The sequence below is a fragment of the Arthrobacter sp. MYb214 genome, assembly GCF_002979865.1.
GTDB lineage: Bacteria > Actinomycetota > Actinomycetes > Actinomycetales > Micrococcaceae > Glutamicibacter.
On record NZ_PCPZ01000001.1, the window covers coordinates 861,720 to 879,136 of the forward strand.

General features: G+C 61.0%; 13 protein-coding genes. 3 read left to right on the forward strand and 10 right to left on the reverse strand.

What is annotated here, in order from left to right; all coding sequences use genetic code 11:
* Positions 1–35: 35 nt before the first annotated feature.
* Genes CQ012_RS04030 through dut form a run of 3 tightly spaced genes read right to left on the reverse strand, consistent with a single transcriptional unit; the run spans position 36 to position 1,612 of the window.
* Positions 36–410, reverse strand: coding sequence for a hypothetical protein (locus CQ012_RS04030; protein WP_105656753.1), 375 nt, complete (start codon positions 408–410; stop codon positions 36–38).
* A 3-nt stretch (positions 411–413) separates the two neighbouring features.
* Positions 414–1,115, reverse strand: coding sequence for a DUF3710 domain-containing protein (locus CQ012_RS04035; protein WP_105656754.1), 702 nt, complete (start codon positions 1,113–1,115; stop codon positions 414–416).
* 38 nt (positions 1,116–1,153) lie between these two features.
* Positions 1,154–1,612 carry a dUTP diphosphatase gene (gene dut, locus CQ012_RS04040; protein ID WP_105656755.1) on the reverse strand — a complete coding sequence of 153 codons (459 nt, stop codon included), beginning with the start codon at positions 1,610–1,612 and terminating at the stop codon, positions 1,154–1,156.
* Positions 1,613–1,752: 140 nt separating this feature from the next.
* Between dut and CQ012_RS04045 the strand changes: the two genes are divergently transcribed.
* Positions 1,753–2,286 carry a DUF3093 domain-containing protein gene (locus CQ012_RS04045; RefSeq protein WP_105656756.1) on the forward strand — a complete coding sequence of 178 codons (534 nt, stop codon included), beginning with the start codon at positions 1,753–1,755 and terminating at the stop codon, positions 2,284–2,286.
* A gap of 87 nt (positions 2,287–2,373) precedes the next feature.
* Here CQ012_RS04045 and CQ012_RS04050 read toward each other — a convergent pair whose 3' ends face one another.
* Positions 2,374–2,673, reverse strand: a complete 300-nt coding sequence (locus CQ012_RS04050) for a DUF4193 family protein (protein WP_105656757.1) — start codon at positions 2,671–2,673, stop codon at positions 2,374–2,376.
* A gap of 260 nt (positions 2,674–2,933) precedes the next feature.
* On the opposite strand from CQ012_RS04050, the gene sepH reads away from it, so the two are divergent.
* Positions 2,934–4,001 carry a septation protein SepH gene (gene sepH / locus CQ012_RS04055; protein ID WP_105656758.1) on the forward strand — a complete coding sequence of 356 codons (1,068 nt, stop codon included), beginning with the start codon at positions 2,934–2,936 and terminating at the stop codon, positions 3,999–4,001.
* Between the two features lie 89 nt (positions 4,002–4,090).
* Here the strand turns inward: sepH and CQ012_RS04060 are convergent, their stop codons facing one another.
* Genes CQ012_RS04060 through CQ012_RS04070 form a run of 3 tightly spaced genes read right to left on the reverse strand, consistent with a single transcriptional unit; the run spans position 4,091 to position 8,577 of the window.
* Complete coding sequence (locus tag CQ012_RS04060; protein WP_105656759.1) at positions 4,091–5,275, reverse strand: alkaline phosphatase family protein; 1,185 nt, start codon at positions 5,273–5,275, stop codon at positions 4,091–4,093.
* Positions 5,276–5,277: 2 nt separating this feature from the next.
* Positions 5,278–5,865: a DUF5998 family protein gene (locus tag CQ012_RS04065; RefSeq protein WP_105656760.1), complete on the reverse strand. Its 588-nt coding sequence runs from the start codon at positions 5,863–5,865 to the stop codon at positions 5,278–5,280.
* A 51-nt stretch (positions 5,866–5,916) separates the two neighbouring features.
* Positions 5,917–8,577, reverse strand: coding sequence for a bifunctional acetate--CoA ligase family protein/GNAT family N-acetyltransferase (locus CQ012_RS04070; RefSeq protein ID WP_105656761.1), 2,661 nt, complete (start codon positions 8,575–8,577; stop codon positions 5,917–5,919).
* 98 nt (positions 8,578–8,675) lie between these two features.
* Between CQ012_RS04070 and CQ012_RS04075 the strand changes: the two genes are divergently transcribed.
* Positions 8,676–11,309, forward strand: a complete 2,634-nt coding sequence (locus CQ012_RS04075) for a DNA gyrase/topoisomerase IV subunit A (protein ID WP_105661470.1) — start codon at positions 8,676–8,678, stop codon at positions 11,307–11,309.
* Positions 11,310–11,380: 71 nt separating this feature from the next.
* Here the strand turns inward: CQ012_RS04075 and cydC are convergent, their stop codons facing one another.
* From cydC to CQ012_RS04090, 3 genes are read right to left on the reverse strand one after another with little or no spacing between them, the layout of a single operon-like run.
* Positions 11,381–14,710 (reverse strand): thiol reductant ABC exporter subunit CydC, encoded by a 3,330-nt coding sequence (gene cydC / locus CQ012_RS04080; RefSeq protein WP_105661471.1) that lies wholly within the window; start codon positions 14,708–14,710, stop codon positions 11,381–11,383.
* A 27-nt stretch (positions 14,711–14,737) separates the two neighbouring features.
* Positions 14,738–15,763 (reverse strand): cytochrome d ubiquinol oxidase subunit II, encoded by a 1,026-nt coding sequence (cydB, locus tag CQ012_RS04085; protein ID WP_105656764.1) that lies wholly within the window; start codon positions 15,761–15,763, stop codon positions 14,738–14,740.
* A 24-nt stretch (positions 15,764–15,787) separates the two neighbouring features.
* Positions 15,788–17,386, reverse strand: a complete 1,599-nt coding sequence (locus tag CQ012_RS04090) for a cytochrome ubiquinol oxidase subunit I (protein WP_105656765.1) — start codon at positions 17,384–17,386, stop codon at positions 15,788–15,790.
* Between the last annotated feature and the right edge of the window lie 31 nt (positions 17,387–17,417).

Consider the following 17,417-nt stretch of genomic DNA (forward strand, 5'->3'; position numbering starts at 1 on the left):
GCTCTCGTTCCCAAGACCTTGAGGGAACGCGCGGATCACCCGCGGGCCTCCGGCACGATTACGTAGCGCGGATTAAAGATCGTCGGAACTTGATCCACGGGAGCGACCATTCCCGAGTATTCCACCTTCACGCCCGGCTTGATTCCCGGAACGGATTTCTGGCCCATGAACGCCAAACGCACATGCGGTACAGTCCCGCGACGAGCAGACACCGCACCGAGCCGGTCGACCACCACCGCGGTCAGCGTGGGTGCGACGTGTGGCGCGGAATAGCTAACCGATTGGATGTAGCCCGTGTGCTCCACCCTGCCCTTGACAGGCAGCTGTTCCAAGCTGTCCAGCCGCTGGTAGCTGAGCTTTTGGCCCGAGGGGCCAAGCAGCGCAGTGACGGGTTTGTCCTTCAGCGACATGCATTAGCCGATCTGGGTGATCTCTGGTCCGCGTTCTGGACGCTTCAGCTCAGAGTTCTGCTCAGGGTTCTGCTCAGTGCCTGCCGGGCGGGCCTGCGCATTGGCCGGAACACTCAGGGGCAAGAGTTCGGCCGGTGGCAGTGGCTTGTCGCCGCGGTTGACCACGACAGTGCGCAGGATCCCGTCAACGATGCCAGCCGCTTCTTCGTCTCCAATGGCAGCGCCGCCAATGACCGCACGCAGGAACCAGCGGTGGCCGTCGATGCCGACAAAGCGCAGGGCGACATGCCCGGCGCGACCATCAGGCAGCTGCTGCGGCACCTTGGCGAGCAGCTCCTGGCCGTAATCGCCGTCGCGGGTGAAAATTTCGCCGTTCTGGGCACTGATATCGCTCTTGATCTTGTCGCTGATGCCAGGCCACAGCGATTCGGACTTCGAGGAAGAGAAAGCCATCAGCTGGATACGCGACTCGGCGATCTCCAGCGACACCGCGATGACACGCTTGTTGGACTCTTCAACGTCCATGCGGACCTTCAAGCCTGCTACTGGCTTGATCAGGATCGAGCCGAAGTCAAGGTATTCCTGCGTATTCTCGACCTCGCTGTAGTCGAACGGGCCGTCCTTCGGCTCGGCCTCGCCCTGGCCTGCCTCAGCAGCTGGTGCGTCGACTGGCTGGTCTTGGGCTTTCTTGCGCTTGAAAATCATGGTGTCCTTAGAAAATCTCGTCTTGCACTCAAGGGTACTTACTTGGAACTGAATCCGCCGGTCGAACCGAACCCGCCAGCGCCGCGAGCACTGCCGTCCAGCGAATCGACTTGGATGAACGCTGCCTGCTCGACTTTCTGGATTACCAGCTGGGCGATTCGGTCGCCTCGGCTGACTTCGAAAGACTCAGACGTGTCGGTATTCAGCAAGGTGACCATGATCTCACCACGGTACCCCGCGTCAACAGTACCCGGTGCATTCACAACGGTAATGCCGTGCTTAGCAGCCAAGCCGCTGCGCGGATGCACGAGACCGACATAGCCATGCGGGATGGCCAGCGCAATGCCTGTTGGAATGAGCGCGCGGGCGCCAGGCTCCAGCACCAGCGACTCGCGAGCATGCAAGTCAGCACCGGCATCTGACGGATGCGCGTAGCTGGGAACCGGCAGTTCGGTGTCAAGCATCTTGATGGCAATGGAAATTGATGGCTCACTCATCGGTGTAGGTCTTCCCCCGGAGTTATGTGAAATAGTCACTCGATAGTTTCTCGTGGCTAACTCTATCGCGCGCGCAGGGCAATCCCCTGCCGCCAGCCCCGAGGTCATGGAACCAGGAAATATTGCCTAAACTTGGAACCATGAGTAATTCCAGCCCCGAGGGTTCGAACGTCCTGTACAGCGAAAAGCTCTGGCCATCGGCCAGTACCTGGATTTGGCCGATCATCATTTCCATCACCGCAGGTATCGCAGTAGCACCGATTAACGGCATCCTTGGATGGGTTGCCGGTGGCGTAGTTTTGATTTCACTGGTCGCGGTGTTCCTGCTGCGCGTGCCAGCCATCGAAGTCACCGATGATCTGGTCACCGTTGGCCGGGCCAGCATTGAACGCAAGTACATCGGCAACGTCGTCGGCTACCGTGGCGACGAAGCTTTCAAGCAGCGTGGACAGAAGCTTCACGGCTTGGCCTACATGCTGTTGCGTGGCTGGATCGACGGTGCCGTGCGCATGGAAGTGACCGACGAGCGAGACACCACGCCGTACTGGCTGACTTCCACCCGCCGCCCCGAAGAGCTGGCTGCCGCACTCTCGGGCGTGATGTACGAATTCACCGAGGAAGGCAAGGCCGAAGCAGCCAAGGAGGAGCAGGCAGAAGACGCTTCAGGCGAATAGCATTCACGGCTCCATAGAATAAAGCGATGGCGTCCTGGACCTTCCGGTCCAGGACGCCATCGCTTTCAGAACTGTTGCGTAAGCTTCCTAGCCTTCGCACTCGCTGCAGAATTTCTGCCCGTTGTCTTCACGGGCCAGCTGCGTGCGGTGACGCACCATGAAGCAAGATGCGCAGGTGAACTCGTCTGCCTGCTCCGGCAGGATCTCGATGCTCGCTTCTTCCTGCGATGCTTCGCCGCCGGGCAAAACATATTCCTCAGCCAAGGGTGTTTCGGCCTCGTCAACCAGGTTGGCCATGGCTGCGGTCTTGCCTGCCTTGAGCTGAGCGATTTCCTTGGCTCGTTCCGCTTCTGACATTGCTACGGGTGCAGCAGATTCATTTGCCATAATCGTTTTTCGCTCTTTCCTGCAGGTCTTCGTCCTAGCCGGCTGCTTCACAAGGTGAAAACTTATACCGGCATAGAAGTATAGCGTTATTCCGGGTCATCCATTCCCGTTCATGCCACGCTATGCCATGGGCGGAAGGTTCAAGGAATTACTGCGTGAGGTTGATGACTAATCTTGCGCCACACCCTGCGCGGTGGTAGGAATTCAGGCTTCGAGGTGGCAGAGTTTTACACAGGAAATAGAGCGTGTGGAGGGTAGGAATGCGTCAGCTGAGACTGGTAGGAATTCATGAAAATGGTTCCAGCCTGCAGGTCAGCAGCGACGACGGGATGAGCTTCGAGCTACCTGTTGACGATGCACTGCGCAGTGCAATGGCCGAAATTGCCCGTTCGCGGGCTCCAAGGAACCGTGAGGAGTCCTCGGTCCATTCGCCGCGCGAAATTCAAGCGCGAGTGCGCGCTGGTGCTTCCGCCTACGATCTGTCTCTTGAGTGGGATATCCCAGTCGAGGACATCGTCAAGTACGAAGGTCCGGTGCTGGCTGAGCGCGAGCACATCGCCGAGCTAGCACGTCGTGTCGAGGTTTCAGGACCACAAACCGATGCCGAATACCGCGAAGTATTCGGCGAAGAGCCTGCGGATCTTGGTTCCATGGTGGTCCACCGCCTGCACCAGCTGCACATCGACGCCGACTCGGCTCGATGGAACGCCTGGAAAGATCCAGAAGGCCAATGGATCGTTACCGTGCAGTTCGATTCCCCGCTGCCGACCGAGAATGTCGAGTCCCTGGGCTCGGATTCCACTGAAGCTTCCTCGAACAGTGCGCGGTGGGCATTCACCCCGGCACGCAAGTCGTTGAAAAATCTGAACCGCTGGGCACAAACCTTGAGCGAACAGGTGGCCCCTGAATACTTTCGCCCGGTCTCTGCGCTGAACCAGCCAGAGCCTGAGCAGGCTCCTGCAGCCAGCACACCGGAACCGGATGAGACCGAAGAACTGGTCACGTTGCTGAACGCTCGTCGTGGGCAGCGCACGAAGGACCAGGATCCGGAGCGCGAGTCACGCTACAACGAGATCATCGAACGCAGCATGAGCAAGTACGACGCCGACGATGAGGACTCGCTGCCGCACCTTCCGCAAGGAATTTCGGCACGCACTTCGCAGCTGGTGGTCGTCACCGATCAGGATGCCGGCGGTGCGAACAGCACTGAGGACAAGCCGTCCGAGCAGAATGCCGAGGAGTCCGCTCCGCGCAAGGCCAAGCGGTCTTCGGTCCCCAGCTGGGATGACATCATGTTCGGCAAGCGCAAGAAGGACACCGATTCCTGACGCGCCGCCGGGCTAGAGCGCATACGGGTGCGGGAGCAGCATTTATTCAATGCTGCTCCCGCACCCGTATGCGCTTGTTCCGTTGAGAACTAGGTGGTGCGGTGCACCAGCAGCGGGATGAAGCGCTCCCCCGCAGTGAGCGATCCGTGCTGCCCTACCATGTCAAACGCCATCGGCGTAACGCGTCGGCCGTCGTAGAAAGCGATAGCTTCCGCTGCCAGAATCATCAGATCACCCAGCCGGGCTGCATGCTCTTCGGTAATGGCGCCGAAGTAGCCCAGTTCAATGGCTTCCTCGCGCGTCATCACCCAGGCTTTGGTGCCGTAGGCCTGCTGCCAGGCCTCGCGTACGCGTAACCGGCTAGCCGCGTCGGTCTGCGTGTCGAAGGTCAATTGGACTCCACGAGGTTCGCCGCTGGTCAGCTCCACGCCTTCGATAAGCTCCGGCTGCTGGCTGTAGTCGATGCGTTGGGATGCGGGGATGTCCACCATTCCATGGTCACCGGTAATCAGCACCGTGGTTTCTTCTGGCAGTTTGGAGACCAGGTTCTTAATGACGTAATCCAACTCTTCGAGCGTGTCCCGCCATTGGCTGGAGTCCACGCCGAATTTGTGTCCGGCCTTGTCCAATTCATTGAAGTACGTGTAGACCAGCGAATTGCGGTTCGACTCGAAAATGGTTCGGGTAGCACGCGCACGGGCCGCAGGCTGGTTCGCCGGCACGAATTTGGGGCCGCGCAACGACGCGCGAGTCAGGGCCGACTTGGCGAACATCGGAATAGACACGGTAGCCACGTGGATGCCGTGCTCGGCGACTTTCTGGAAAACGGTCGGGCGAGTCTGCCACGCTTCGGGGTCCAAGTCCCCTGGCCATCCTCCGAGCTGGTTAACTACACGGCGCTTGGCCGGATCGATGACGTCATAGCCAACCATTCCATGTTCGCCGGGAGCCAGGCCCGTGGCCAGGCTGCTCAGGGACGTCGCGGTGGTGGAAGGGAATCCCGTTCCCAGCTTCTGCCCCTTTTCGAACAGGCCGCGCAGGAAGGGTACATGCCCGAGATGGCTCTTGAGCTGGTTCCAGCCCAGTCCGTCAACCATAATCAGTGCCACACGTTTTGTCGGGGCAAAGCCCAAAGCGTTCTCGTAGCCCGGAACGCCCATTGCAGCGGCTGCCGACGGAAGGATCTCCGACAGCGTAGCTTGGCCGTATTTGGGCGCGTCCGGGATTTTCTGTGCCGGGACAGGCAGGTTGCTGCGTTTCTGTTCCTCGATCATGCTCAGGCGATCGTGGCCAGGCGCAGGCGGACAGCGAATTCCCGTGCCTTGTTCACGGCCTGCTGGCCGTCGGCCTCGGCGCTGACGCGGATGACCAAGTCCTCAGGCTGCGAGGTGCCGTTCAGCCCGTGGTCGGCATCGCACTGCGGATCGGCACAGGCGGCAGGGGCCAGATCAATCCGCTTGGTTCCGTTCCAGGACAGTCCAAAGGTCAATTCCTTGACCGGGTCAGCGGCCGAGTAATGCTGCGGCTGGTGGTAGACGTAACTGGTGGCAACCGAGGCGATGCGGGCCAGGGAAATCATTTCGACGGAGACCTGCGCCATGACGTCCTTGCCGTGGTCGTCAAGCTGCTGGTCATCGACGTGCACAATGAAAAGCACCTTTTCACTCATCACCATAACGGTGATATGGCGGTGCACTTCGGTATGGTCGAAGTGAGTTTCCAGATGTACATAGTGGTCAAGCACTGGTTGGCCCATCATGGCTTCAGCCAGTACATCCTGGACCATCTGCGGATAAAAACCCGCACGGACCAGATCATGCTGAAGCTCAGCGCCAGGAGTGGTCGAATACGTTGGAGAACTCATGCCCCAATTCTACTCAGTCGCCACAGGCAATTCACGTTTCGGCGATTGCACTCAATTACGCAATGCCCGGCGGACGCTATCTGTGCGTTGCTCAGCGTTGCTGATCTGGATGTTCACCGCCAGCACGCTCAACGAATCGGTGGCAACGGTGATCGGCGCGAATTTGGCAACGGTCACTTCAGGATGGTTGTCCTTGAAGAGCGAGACGCGGGTGATGAAGTCCTTCAGGGCATCAAGATCCACCGCCGGCAATCCCTGGTAGCCGAAGAGCCGCACGCTGCTGCGCGGACGGCGGATGAGCTGTTCCAGATCATGGGTGGAGAACGGCGCCACGCCGTGGGCCCAATCATCGAGCAGGTTTACCGGATCGCCGCTGAGCCCGAAGGAAATGACTGGACCAAGCAACGGGTCTTCCACGGCCTTGACCACGCAAGCCTGGCCAGCAGGAGCCATGCTCTGCACTTCCAGGGAGTCCACGCCGTAAACCGCCATCAGCGACTTCATATGCGTGAAGTTCGCTTCCAGGCTCTGCTTGTCCGGGATGCTCAAGCGCACGCCGCCCAAGTCCAGGCGTTGGCGCAGATCAGGGTCGTTGGCTTTCAGTGCCACCGGCCAGCCGAATTCTTCGGCCGCCGCAACAGCTTCTTCTGCGGTGTGCACCACCCGATGGGACAGGAACTTGATCCCGTAGAAGTCCAGCAGCTTCTGCACCTGCGCGTCGTCCAATTCCAGCAGGTTGGTCCCCGAGATGGTCTGCACCAATTCATCAAGGTACTCCGCGGCACCGTCCACGTCGATTCCAGCTGGATCCTTCATCGGCTCGTAGGGAACGTCAACCCACTGCTGGTATCCATAGGCCTTGGCCAGGGCGCCGATGACGGTGGTTGGCGAGGTGTATACCGGAATCCCCTGCTTCAGGCCGCCAGTAATTTTCGTATCCGCCAGGCCCGGAACCAATGCCACCACTGGTTTTGGCTGGCCAATGAACTCCTTGGCGACCTTCAGAACTGCGCTGGTATCCAGCTCCGAGTAGGGCAGGTGCGCCAGCAGAATGGTGTGGATCTGCGGGTCTTCCACCAGTTCCTTGATCCGGGCGCGCAGCACCGGAATGGCCTTGGACTGGCCCATGCTGTAGTCCAGCTCTTCGCTCTGCACGACGGTGTTCAGGTTCCTGTCCTCGGCGACGTCGCACACCACCTCTGCGATGGTCGAGGAGTTGGACAGGATCGCAACGTTCGGGCCCTTCGGCGCAGGGAAGACCGAAAGCAGGGCCGTGACATCCAGCAGCTCTTCTGATGAACGCACGCGAATCACGCCAGACTGGCGAAGAATTGCGTTCATTGCACCTGGTGGCGCTTGGCCTACGCGCACCGAGTGGCCCGGAGGAAGGCGGCGGCCCATCACATCGGATTTAGCCACGATCACAGGCTTGCTGCGGGCCAGGCGCCGGGCGATGCGTGCGAACTTGCGTGGGTTGCCAAAGGATTCCAGGTACAACGCGACAACATGGGTACGCAGGTCGTCCTCAAAGAACTGCATCGCGTCGTTGCCGGATACGTCAGCGCGCAGGCCTGCGGAAATGGCGCTGCTGGGGCCAACACCTTGCTGCAAGGCCACACCCTGGATGATTGTGCCCATGGCGGCCGATTGGGTGAAGAATCCGACGTTTCCGGATGGCGGAACGTGGTGGCTTCCGGTGGCATACAGCTTCACCTGCGGGTCGGTATTCATCAGCCCGGCAGAACCCGGCCCTACCACCCGCATGCCGTTGGCACGAGCCAGCGACACAAGTTCACGCTGGGCACTCAACCCTTCCGGAGTTTCGTAGCCGGTGGTCATGATGACCAGGGATTTGACCCCGTGGGTGGCGCAGTCCCCGATGGCTTCCATGACCCCTTCGCGCGGAATGCACAGGAAGGCGACATCCACCGGTCCCGGGATTTCGGTGATCTTCCCATAGGCCACCATGCCGCCCACTTCCAAGGCCGCATCGTTCACCGCATACACGGCACCGGTGTACCCGGATTCCACAATTTGTTCCAGCACGTCGTGCCCCAGCTTGCCCCAGGTGCGGCTGGCTCCGATGACGGCAACGGACCTAGGCGCCAGAAGAGCAGCAACACTGCTCGCCTCGGCGCGGTGTTCTCGCGCCTCGGTCACTTCGCGGGATTTCTCGGTGGGACTGATGGAAAATTCGAGCATGACTACGCCGTCTTCAAAATGCCGTGCGACCGCGTACCCGGCATCGGAGAAGACGGTGAGCATCTTCCGGTTCTCTGGAAGAACCTCGGCCGAGAACTTCTCGATGTCGTTTTCACGGGCCGCCGCGGCCAGATGCTCCAAGAGGATCGAGCCGATACCAGTGCCCTGGTATTCGTCCGAGACGTTGAAGGCGACTTCCGCCTCCCTCGGGTCATCCAAGCGGTCGTAGCGGCCGACGCCGATGATCCTTGCGCCACGAACCACGGTGAAGGCGACGCGATTCACATGGTCGACATTGGTGAACCGTTCGAGCTCTTTAGGGGTCAGTGACGACTTATACGTAAAATAGCGTAAGTAGACTGACGTCTCAGACTGCTGCTTGTGCATCTCCTGGAGCGCTTGGGCATCCTGCGGAGTAATCGGCCGCAGGTGTGCAGTTGTCCCATCGCGAAGCACAACATCTGCTTCCCAATGCGCCGGATATGCCGCCGAAAGTTTACGATCCACCATAGGCTTAGGATAGTCGGCAGTTCGGCGTTGCGCCCAGATGCAACACGAAGATTCGGCAGTTCCGGCCCTAAGACAGTAGATGAAGGACGAACAGAGTAATGGCTCGTAAGAAGTCTGAAGAGATTCCAGCGGATTTCGTTGAAAATATCGTCGATATAGACGTCACCAATGAAATGGAATCATCCTTCTTGGAGTATGCCTACTCGGTGATCTACTCCCGCGCGCTTCCCGATGCCCGTGATGGGCTGAAGCCAGTTCAGCGCCGCATCCTCTTCCAGATGGCGCAAATGGGCTTGCGCCCGGAGAAGGGCCATGTCAAGTCTGCCCGCGTGGTCGGCGAAGTGATGGGCAAGCTGCACCCCCATGGCGACACCGCGATCTACGACGCCATGGTCCGCCTGGCCCAAGACTTCTCCCTTCGGCTGCCGTTGATCGATGGCCACGGAAACTTCGGATCGCTCGATGACGGCCCGGCAGCCCCGCGTTACACCGAGGCCCGTCTGGCAGCCTCCGCTGTTGCCATGACCGCTAACCTGGATGAAGAGGTCGTGAACTTCGCCCCGAACTACGACAACCAGTTCATGCAGCCCGAAGTGCTGCCGGCAGCATTCCCCAATCTGCTGGTCAATGGCACCACCGGCATTGCCGTGGGCATGGCCACCAACATGGCTCCCCACAATCTGGGCGAAGTTGTCGCTGCTGCGCAACACCTGCTCAAGGAACCTGACGCCACCGTCGAAGAACTCATGAAGTTCATTCCGGGCCCGGATTTGCCCTCGGGCGGCAGCATTACCGGTTTGGACGGCATCAAGGATGCCTACCGCACCGGTCGTGGCTTGTTCCGCACCCGAGCTACCGTGGCCCTGGAGAAGATCTCCGCACGCAAGTCGGGCCTGGTAGTCACCGAACTGCCTTATGGCGTGGGCCCTGAAAAGGTCATCGAGAAGATCAAGGATGGCGTCAACAGCAAGAAGATCTCCGGCATCTCCGATGTTGTCGACCTGACCGACCGGCATCACGGCCTGAAGCTGGTTATCGAGCTGAAGAACGGTTTCAACCCGAACGCTGTCCTGGCCAGCCTGTACAAGTACACCCCGATGGAAGACTCCTTCGGCATCAATAACGTTGCCCTGGTCGACGGCCAGCCACGCACCATGGGGCTGGGCGAACTGCTCACCGTGTATGTGGACCACCGACTGGATGTTGTACGCCGTCGCACCGCGCATCGCCTGGCCAAGCGTGAAGACCGTTTGCATCTGGTGGAGGGCCTGCTGATTGCCATCGTTGATATTGACGATGTCATTGCCATTATCCGTTCCTCCGAGCAGACCGCAGAAGCACGCGAACGCCTGATGACGGTCTTCGACCTGAGCGAGCCGCAGGCCAGCCACATCCTGGAACTGCGGTTGCGCCAGCTGACCAAGTACTCCACGCTGGAGCTGGAGACCGAAGCCGAGCAGCTGCGCAACGAAATCGAGGAACTGCGCGCCATTTTGGAGTCCGATGAGCTGCTGCGCACCCTGGTTTCCGATGAGCTCGGGGAAATGGCCGACACTTTCGGCACCCCGCGCCGGACCAAGCTGCTGAAGTCTGCTCAGCTGGCACCGCTGAAGGGCACCGCGTTGCCTGAAGAAGTCGGGACAGGCAAGAAGGCCAAGTTGGCCATGGAAGTCTCCGACAGCCCGTGCTGGGTATTGCTCTCGGCCACGGGGCAGCTCGCCCGGACTCCTGATCGGGACGTCGTGGACTACTCCGCGGCGCGCATCAAGCACGACGTGCTCACCTCGCAGGTTGCTTCCAGCGCCCGTGGTGAGATCGGAGCGCTGACGAGTGTCGGACGGATTATTCGCATCTCGCTGATCGATGTTCCGGTGCTTCCCGAATCCCATGGCTTCCCGCAGCTGGCCCACGGCGTGCCGATCTCCGAGTTCCTCAAGCTGGGCAAGGGCGAAAGCGCGGTGGCACTGGTTCCGCTGAACCAGGTGATTGCCGTGGGCACCAAGAACGGTGTGGTCAAGCGGGTCACCCCGGACTACCCGCTGAACCGTGACGAGTTCGAGGCGATCACGCTCAAGGACACCGACGTCGTGATTGCCGCGGCGCCGGCCGAGGATGCCGATGAGCTGGTGTTCCTGACCAGGCAGGCTCAGCTGCTGCGTTTCAGCGCTTCGGCGGTGCGTGCCCAGGGCCGCACCGGACAAGGCATGGCCGGCATCAAGCTCGCCGCCGATGACCAGGTGATCTTCTTCGGTGTGGTTCCTGCCGGTGCTGGCGACGCGGTGGTAGCCACGATCGCTGCCGGTTCGCAGACCCTTCCTGGCACCTCGGGCCAGTCGGTGAAGCTCACCGACTTCTCCGAGTTCCCGGCGAAGGGCCGCGCCACCGCGGGCGTGCGCGCTCACCGTTTCGTCAAGGGTGAGGACTACCTGCAGCTGGGCTATGCCGGCCAGGGTCCTGCGCGTGCCAGCTCCAAGGCAGGCGTAGTGCGTGCTTTGCCTACCGAATATGGCAAGCGCGATGGTTCGGGCGCGCCTTTGGCCCAGTCAGTGAACATCATTGGCGGAACCATTGCCGGCGGGCACGATGCTTCTGCAGCACCTGCTGCCCAGGACCTCCAGGCAACCGCGCGGCAAGAAGCGTTGATTCCCGAGACAACCAAGGCAAAAGCGGCCCCGGCCATCACGCCGGGCGAAGACGCGCTGCCTTTCGACGACGGTGGAGTAATCCTCTAATCCAGCAGCGCCAGAACTGAACGCGGCGTCGTTTCCACCTCCTATCCGTGGGTGGAAGCGACGCCGCAGTCCTATGCGCTGACCCTGGGCTTCTGGCTTCCCAGTTCAATGCGGTGGGTGCACTGCCCGGCAAGCATCTGGTCATGGGTGATCAAGACGACGGTTCGTCCGGCAAGGGCGAGATGCAAGGTGGAAAGCAGGTCCTGGGCTTCATCCACCCCCAGATGGGCAGTCGGTTCATCAAGCAAGATGATCTGGTGGCCGCCCACCATGGCACGGGCCACGGCGAGCTTGCACCGCTGACCGCCGGAGAGCTGGTGCCCGCCGGAACCGATGCGTGCCTCGAGGCCTTCTGGCTGTGTTGCCAACCAGTCCGACAGCCCGACTTGCTCCAGCACTTCTTCCAGCTGCGCATCGCTGCGCAGCTGGCCTTCAGTGACGCCCAGCATCAGGTTCCGGCGAATCGAGGAGTCGAAGAGGTGCGCCTCTTGCGGGCACCAGGCAACCGATGACAGGTCTGCCTGCTCTAGATCCAGCAGGTTCCCGCGGGCATCGATGCCCTTCAACTTGCCCGATTGCGCTGGCAACGCGCCCAGCAACGCGGTGAGCAACGTCGATTTGCCAGAACCCGATGGACCGGTAATGGCCGTCCATTGCCCTGCCGGGATGCGGGCGTTCAGATTCTCCAGAACTGGCGTTCCCTGCTCGTACCCGAGGCTCAGCGCTTGCGCATCGAAGCCGGCGATCCTGCTTTGCTTCACCGGCGGGTTGTGCTGCGCTGCTCGTGCGCCGTGGCTTTGCATGCCGCGTTCTTCCAGCCTCGATGACAGTACCTTCAGCGCCCGCCCCTGCTGCACCGCCAGCAGGGCATTGCCAGCGCTCTCCCCCAAGGCCAGGCCCAGGAGCACGGCCAGTGCCGTAAACGATGCGCTGCTGTGCGATAGCGCGGTGATGGCAATGGCAAGCAATACGCTGGTCAACGTGGCCAGGGCCGTGGCGCTGCCTTGGCCCAGGGCATGCCGGCGAGCGCGCTGCGTATTGCGTGCTTCGGCGTCCTGGAACCGGCCAATGGTCCGTTCCATGGCCTGATTGCTGCGCAGTGCGGACTTGTGCCGCAAGATGCCCAGCACGCTCTGGTTCATCTGCATCCGGTGGCTGAGCTGATGCACGAGGTGTTCGCCTTCAATGCGCTGCACAAGCCAACGCACCGGGAAGACCAGCACCAGCAGCGCACCGAGGGCCAGATATCCGAATTCGGGCTGGATGAAGTACAAGGCCGTTGCTGCTGCAACCCACACTACGATTGCCTGCAGCGGCGGGAACAGCACCCGGGCCAATAGGTCGCGCAGTTCATCGACCTCGGCCAGCAAGAATCGCAGGATGACCGAGGAACGGGTCAGCAAGCCCCACTGTGCGGGGTTGGCCACCATCGCGTTCCACATCTTCTCGCGCAAATCCGAGGCATAGGCCAGCACCGCGTCGTGAATCGCGAGCTGTTCCAGGTAGCGGAAGGCAGCTCGTCCGATTCCCAGGCCTCGGACCATCGCGAAGGCTACGGTCAGGTGCAAGATGGGAGGCTGGTAGCTGGCTTCAACGATCAGCCAACCGCTCAGGGCCGCGAGCGCCACGGCGCATAGCACGCTGACTGTCCCCCAGAGCACGCCCTTGGGGGCAGCTTTGTACCCGGCAAGCAAGTCGCGCATCGGGGTGAACTTGGACTTCACCGGCCGTTGGCCAGTGGCGCCAGGCTGCGTTGCCGCGGTGGCTCGCGACCGGTTGCCTGCGGATTCTTCACGGTGGGCAGGGCCAGCACCATGCGCTATGCTGCCCGCACGTTCGTCCTGCCCGAAGGCGGGGTCGTGGCTGGCGACCAGCATCGCGCAGCGGGCTGGAAGTCCACTCAGCAGTTCGCGTACTTGCTGGGCGTTGCGCTCATCGAGGTGCGCGGTAGGCTCATCGGCCAGCAGCACGGTGCAGTGGTCGTCGCTGTGAACCCGCAGCAACGCGCGCAGCACTTCCAGGCGGCGCAGCTCGCCGGGTGAATATTCACCGATCGGGCGCTCGAGCATGGACTCCATCGATAGCCGGGAGCTGAGCTCTCGGCGCAGTTCAGCCGATGCCGCGGGGGCGTCCTGGTCCAGTTGCCCGTTGCCGGTTGCTGCGTTGAATTGCGGATGCTGGCTAATCACTGCAAGCTGGCCGGCTATGAAGACCCGCCCGGTGGCCAAGGCCGGATCGAAGGTGTTGTCGCTGCTGTGCGCCTCGGCGATCAGCTTGAGCAGCGTGCTCTTGCCCGAACCGCTGGCAGTGGACAATACCAGGCGCTCCCCCGCGCGCAACTGAATATTCACGGCTTGGTGGATTGGATGCATGCCATCGTAGCTGATCCGCAGGTCCGCGACGTCCAGGACGCTATCTGCGTTCCTGGCCGTGCTGGCACGAAGCTGATGGACCGGGGTGGCAGCGGTGATGGCTGTGTACTTCTGGTAGGCAGCCAGCCCGTCATCGGCCGCATGGTAGGCAGAGCCCACTTCGCGCAGTGCCGAGAACAGCTCGGGTGCCAGAATGAGGATTATCAGCCCGGCGGCGAGATCCATATTCCCGCTGACCAGTCTCACGCCGATCATCACCGCGAGTACCGCCACCGAAAGGGTTGCGATCAGTTCCAGCCAGAAGCTGGACATGAATACGGTTTTCAGGTTGGCCATGGTGGCCGCCCGGTATTTGCTGCTGACGGCGGCGATGGCGCTGCCGTGCGCCCGTGCCCGGCCCAAGCCCAGCAGTGCGGGCAAGCCCTGGGCGAGTTCGTAGAGCTGGTGGGCAAGCCGATCCAAGGTGGCTTGGGATTCGTTGAGGGTGTCCTGGGTGTGCATGCCGATCAATGCCATGAACACCGGCACCAGCGGGATCGTCAGGAGCAGCACCACTGCGCTGATCCAGTCCAGCTGCAGAATGTAGAGGCCAAGCAGTAGCGGGACGGCCAGGGCGCCGATGAGCGCAGGAATGAATTTGGTGAAGTAGTCATCGAGCTTCTCAAGGCCATGGCTGGCCAAGGTGGCGGTGACCGGTATGGAATGCTGTTCCGCCGCGGGGACGATGGCCGGTTGCGCGGCTTGCCTGCGCACCAGGTTCAGCCGTAGCCGTTCCTTCGCGCCCAGGCCCATGCGGCGGGCGCCGGCGTTCAATCCCCATGCGCTGAGCGCTCGAAGCGCGGCGCCGGCCAGCGCCAGGATCAGCAGGTGCGATTCATTGGCCCCTCCATCGGCCATGGTGGCGATCCATTGGCCCAGCGCGTAGGCGACGAATACCAGCCCGACGACTTTGAGCGCGGAGAACAGCGCCAAAACCAGGAATTGTCGTGGCGTGATCAGTTCACGCGGCAGGAATCGCGGGGCTGGCATTACTACTTCTTTCCCTCGGAAATGCGGTTACTTGATGATGGAGACGACTCGATGAGTTTCTGGAATGTGCTCTTCGCGCAAGCGCTTGCGGAAGACCCAGTAGCTCCAGGCCTGGTACGCCAGGACCATTGGCACGCCGAAGGCGGCCACGACGCTCATGAGCTTCAGGGTGTAGGCAGTGCTGGACGCGTTAGCCACGGTCAGGTCGAAGGCCGGGTCGATGGTCGATGGCAGCACTACCGGGTAAGCGGCGGTGAAGATCGCTGCGACCCCGGCGAGCAAGGTGGCGCCCAGGGCGATGAAGGAGAGTCCCTCGCGCCCAGCGCGGCCGCTGGCTATCGAAATGGCCAGGCAGACCGCTGCCAGGCCCAACACCGCCCAGGCGATGGTGGAATCGTTGTCCAGCAGCACCAGCAGGACCCACGCAACTAAGGGCAGGATTGCTAGCGGCAGCCAGCGGCCTACGAGCTTTCCTGCTTCATGGCGGACTTTTCCGTCGGTTTTCAACCGCAGGAATGCCAACGCATGGATCCAGCAGAACGCCACCACTGCTGCGCCGCCGAGGACGGCATGCCAGTTCAGCCACGCGAAGGCCCCTCCGATTCGGTCGCCGTTCTCGTTCAAAGGCAGACCCAAGGTGGTCAATGCCAGCATGGCACCGACACCGAAGGCGGCCACCAGCGATCCGATTCCCAAGGCCAGGTCCCAAGCTTTCCGGGTTGCTGCGGTGATCGCCTTGCCTCGGTACTCAATGGCAACGGCACGGAAAATCAACGCCAGCAGGACAAAGGTCAGCGGAATGTAGAGGGCCGAGAACAGCGAGGCGTACCAGTGCGGAAACGCTGCGAAGGTCGCACCGCCGGCGGTCAGCAGCCATACCTCATTGCCATCCCAGACCGGGCCGATGGTATTGAGCAAGAGCCGTTTGCGCTTCTCGGTGGAACGGCCGAGACCGATGAGCATGCCCACCCCGAGGTCAAAGCCTTCGAGGAAGAGATAGCCGCACCAGAGCAGCGCGATCACAATGAACCAAAGTGTTGGAAGCCAATCCATTGATGTTCTCCTTAGTCCGTGCCGCTAGTAGGCGAAGGCCAGTACGTCGTCGTCATCGTTGTCCGGGTCCGAGGGGCCGTCCGCTGGTGAATGATCTGACGGTTCAAGCTCCGGCATTGCCGATGCCACGCCGCCACGAATGTAGCGGCTGAGCAGCACCAGTTCCACGACCAGCAGCACACCGTAGATTGTCGTGAGCGCGATCAGCGAGAAGAGCAGTTCTCCTGCGCTCACTGTCGGAGAGACCGATGCTGCGGTGTACATGAACACCTGGTCCACGCCACCCATCTGCGGGTTGGGGACTACAGTGAATGGCTGCCGGCCCATTTCGGTGAAAATCCAGCCAGTGGCGTTTGCGCCGAAGGGTGCGGCAATGCCTAGCAGGGCAAGGCGCGAGAGCCATTTGTTTTCTGGGACGGTGCCCTTGCGAGTGATCCATAGCGCAACGCCAGCAGCCAATGCCGAGAGCCCGCCGAGGGTGATCATCAAGCGGAAGCCCCAGTAGGTCACTTCCATCACTGGCAAGTAGTTGATTTCCTGGCCTGCGTACTTGCCGAAGGATTCATCGTTCGGATAGTACTTGCCGTATTTTTCCTGGTATTCCGGAATCAGCGTGTTCACGCCCTTGATTTCGGTGGTGAAATCCCCATTGGCCAGATACGAGAGAATGCCCGGGATTTCGAAGACCGCTACGACGTTGTCGCAGTTGGTTGAACCCTTGGCGGTGATATCTCCCAAGGACAGCACCGAGAAGCCTGTTCCATCGTGGCAAGCTGCCTCCGCAGCAGCCATTTTCATCGGCTGCTGCTCGAACATGAGCTTTGCTTGTTCGTGCCCGCTCAGTGCCACACCGAGGAACGCGACCATTGCTACCGCGGCGCCGATGCGCAGGGACTTGATCCAGACTTGGTAGTCCACCTTGTCACGGCTTTTACCGCGGCTGGGATCTTCGCCCACGACAACATATCCGTTGGCATCCACCGAGTCGATGCCTTCTTTGCGTCGGCGGTAGAGATGGAACCATGAGATGCCCAGCAGGAAGCCGCCGGCAACGGCGAAGGCACCGAAAATAGTGTGCGGGAACGTCACTAGCGCCGTGTTGTTGGTGAACACCGCCCATGCGTCGGTCATCACGGCTCGGCCGTCAACTATTTTCGTTCCAACCGGGTGCTGCATCCATGAGTTCGCAACAAGGATGAAGTAGGCGGAAAAGATCGTTGCCAGGGATGCGCACCAGATGGTTGCCAGGTGCACGCGTTTGGGAAGCTTCTTCCAGCCGAAGATCCAGAGCCCCAGGAATGTAGATTCTACGAAAAAGGCCAGCAGTGCTTCCATGGCCAACGGCGCTCCGAATACGTCCCCTACATAGCGGCTGTATTCGCTCCAAGCCATGCCGAACTGGAACTCTTGGACAATGCCCGTGGCGATGCCCATGATGAAGTTGATCAGGAAAAGCTTGCCCCAGAATTTTGTCATTCGCAGCCAGTGCTCGTTGCCGGTGCGATGCCACATGGTTTGCAGCGTGGCCACGGTCAGGCCTAGTCCAATGGTCAGGGGCACCATCAGGAAGTGGTAGACCGTCGTAATGCCGAATTGCCAGCGGGCAATCTCTAGAGCATCCATGGATTCCTCAACTATCGTGGGATCGAAGTTC

Coding starts and splice junctions, on each gene's coding strand:
- CQ012_RS04030 (WP_105656753.1), bottom strand. CDS start 410: ATGTCGCTGAAGGACAAACCCGTCACTGCGCTGCTTGGCCCCTCGGGC.
- CQ012_RS04035 (WP_105656754.1), bottom strand. CDS start 1,115: ATGATTTTCAAGCGCAAGAAAGCCCAAGACCAGCCAGTCGACGCACCA.
- dut (WP_105656755.1), bottom strand. CDS start 1,612: ATGAGTGAGCCATCAATTTCCATTGCCATCAAGATGCTTGACACCGAA.
- CQ012_RS04045 (WP_105656756.1), top strand. CDS start 1,753: ATGAGTAATTCCAGCCCCGAGGGTTCGAACGTCCTGTACAGCGAAAAG.
- CQ012_RS04050 (WP_105656757.1), bottom strand. CDS start 2,673: ATGGCAAATGAATCTGCTGCACCCGTAGCAATGTCAGAAGCGGAACGA.
- sepH (WP_105656758.1), top strand. CDS start 2,934: ATGCGTCAGCTGAGACTGGTAGGAATTCATGAAAATGGTTCCAGCCTG.
- CQ012_RS04060 (WP_105656759.1), bottom strand. CDS start 5,275: ATGATCGAGGAACAGAAACGCAGCAACCTGCCTGTCCCGGCACAGAAA.
- CQ012_RS04065 (WP_105656760.1), bottom strand. CDS start 5,865: ATGAGTTCTCCAACGTATTCGACCACTCCTGGCGCTGAGCTTCAGCAT.
- CQ012_RS04070 (WP_105656761.1), bottom strand. CDS start 8,577: ATGGTGGATCGTAAACTTTCGGCGGCATATCCGGCGCATTGGGAAGCA.
- CQ012_RS04075 (WP_105661470.1), top strand. CDS start 8,676: ATGGCTCGTAAGAAGTCTGAAGAGATTCCAGCGGATTTCGTTGAAAAT.
- cydC (WP_105661471.1), bottom strand. CDS start 14,710: ATGCCAGCCCCGCGATTCCTGCCGCGTGAACTGATCACGCCACGACAA.
- cydB (WP_105656764.1), bottom strand. CDS start 15,763: ATGGATTGGCTTCCAACACTTTGGTTCATTGTGATCGCGCTGCTCTGG.
- CQ012_RS04090 (WP_105656765.1), bottom strand. CDS start 17,386: ATGGATGCTCTAGAGATTGCCCGCTGGCAATTCGGCATTACGACGGTC.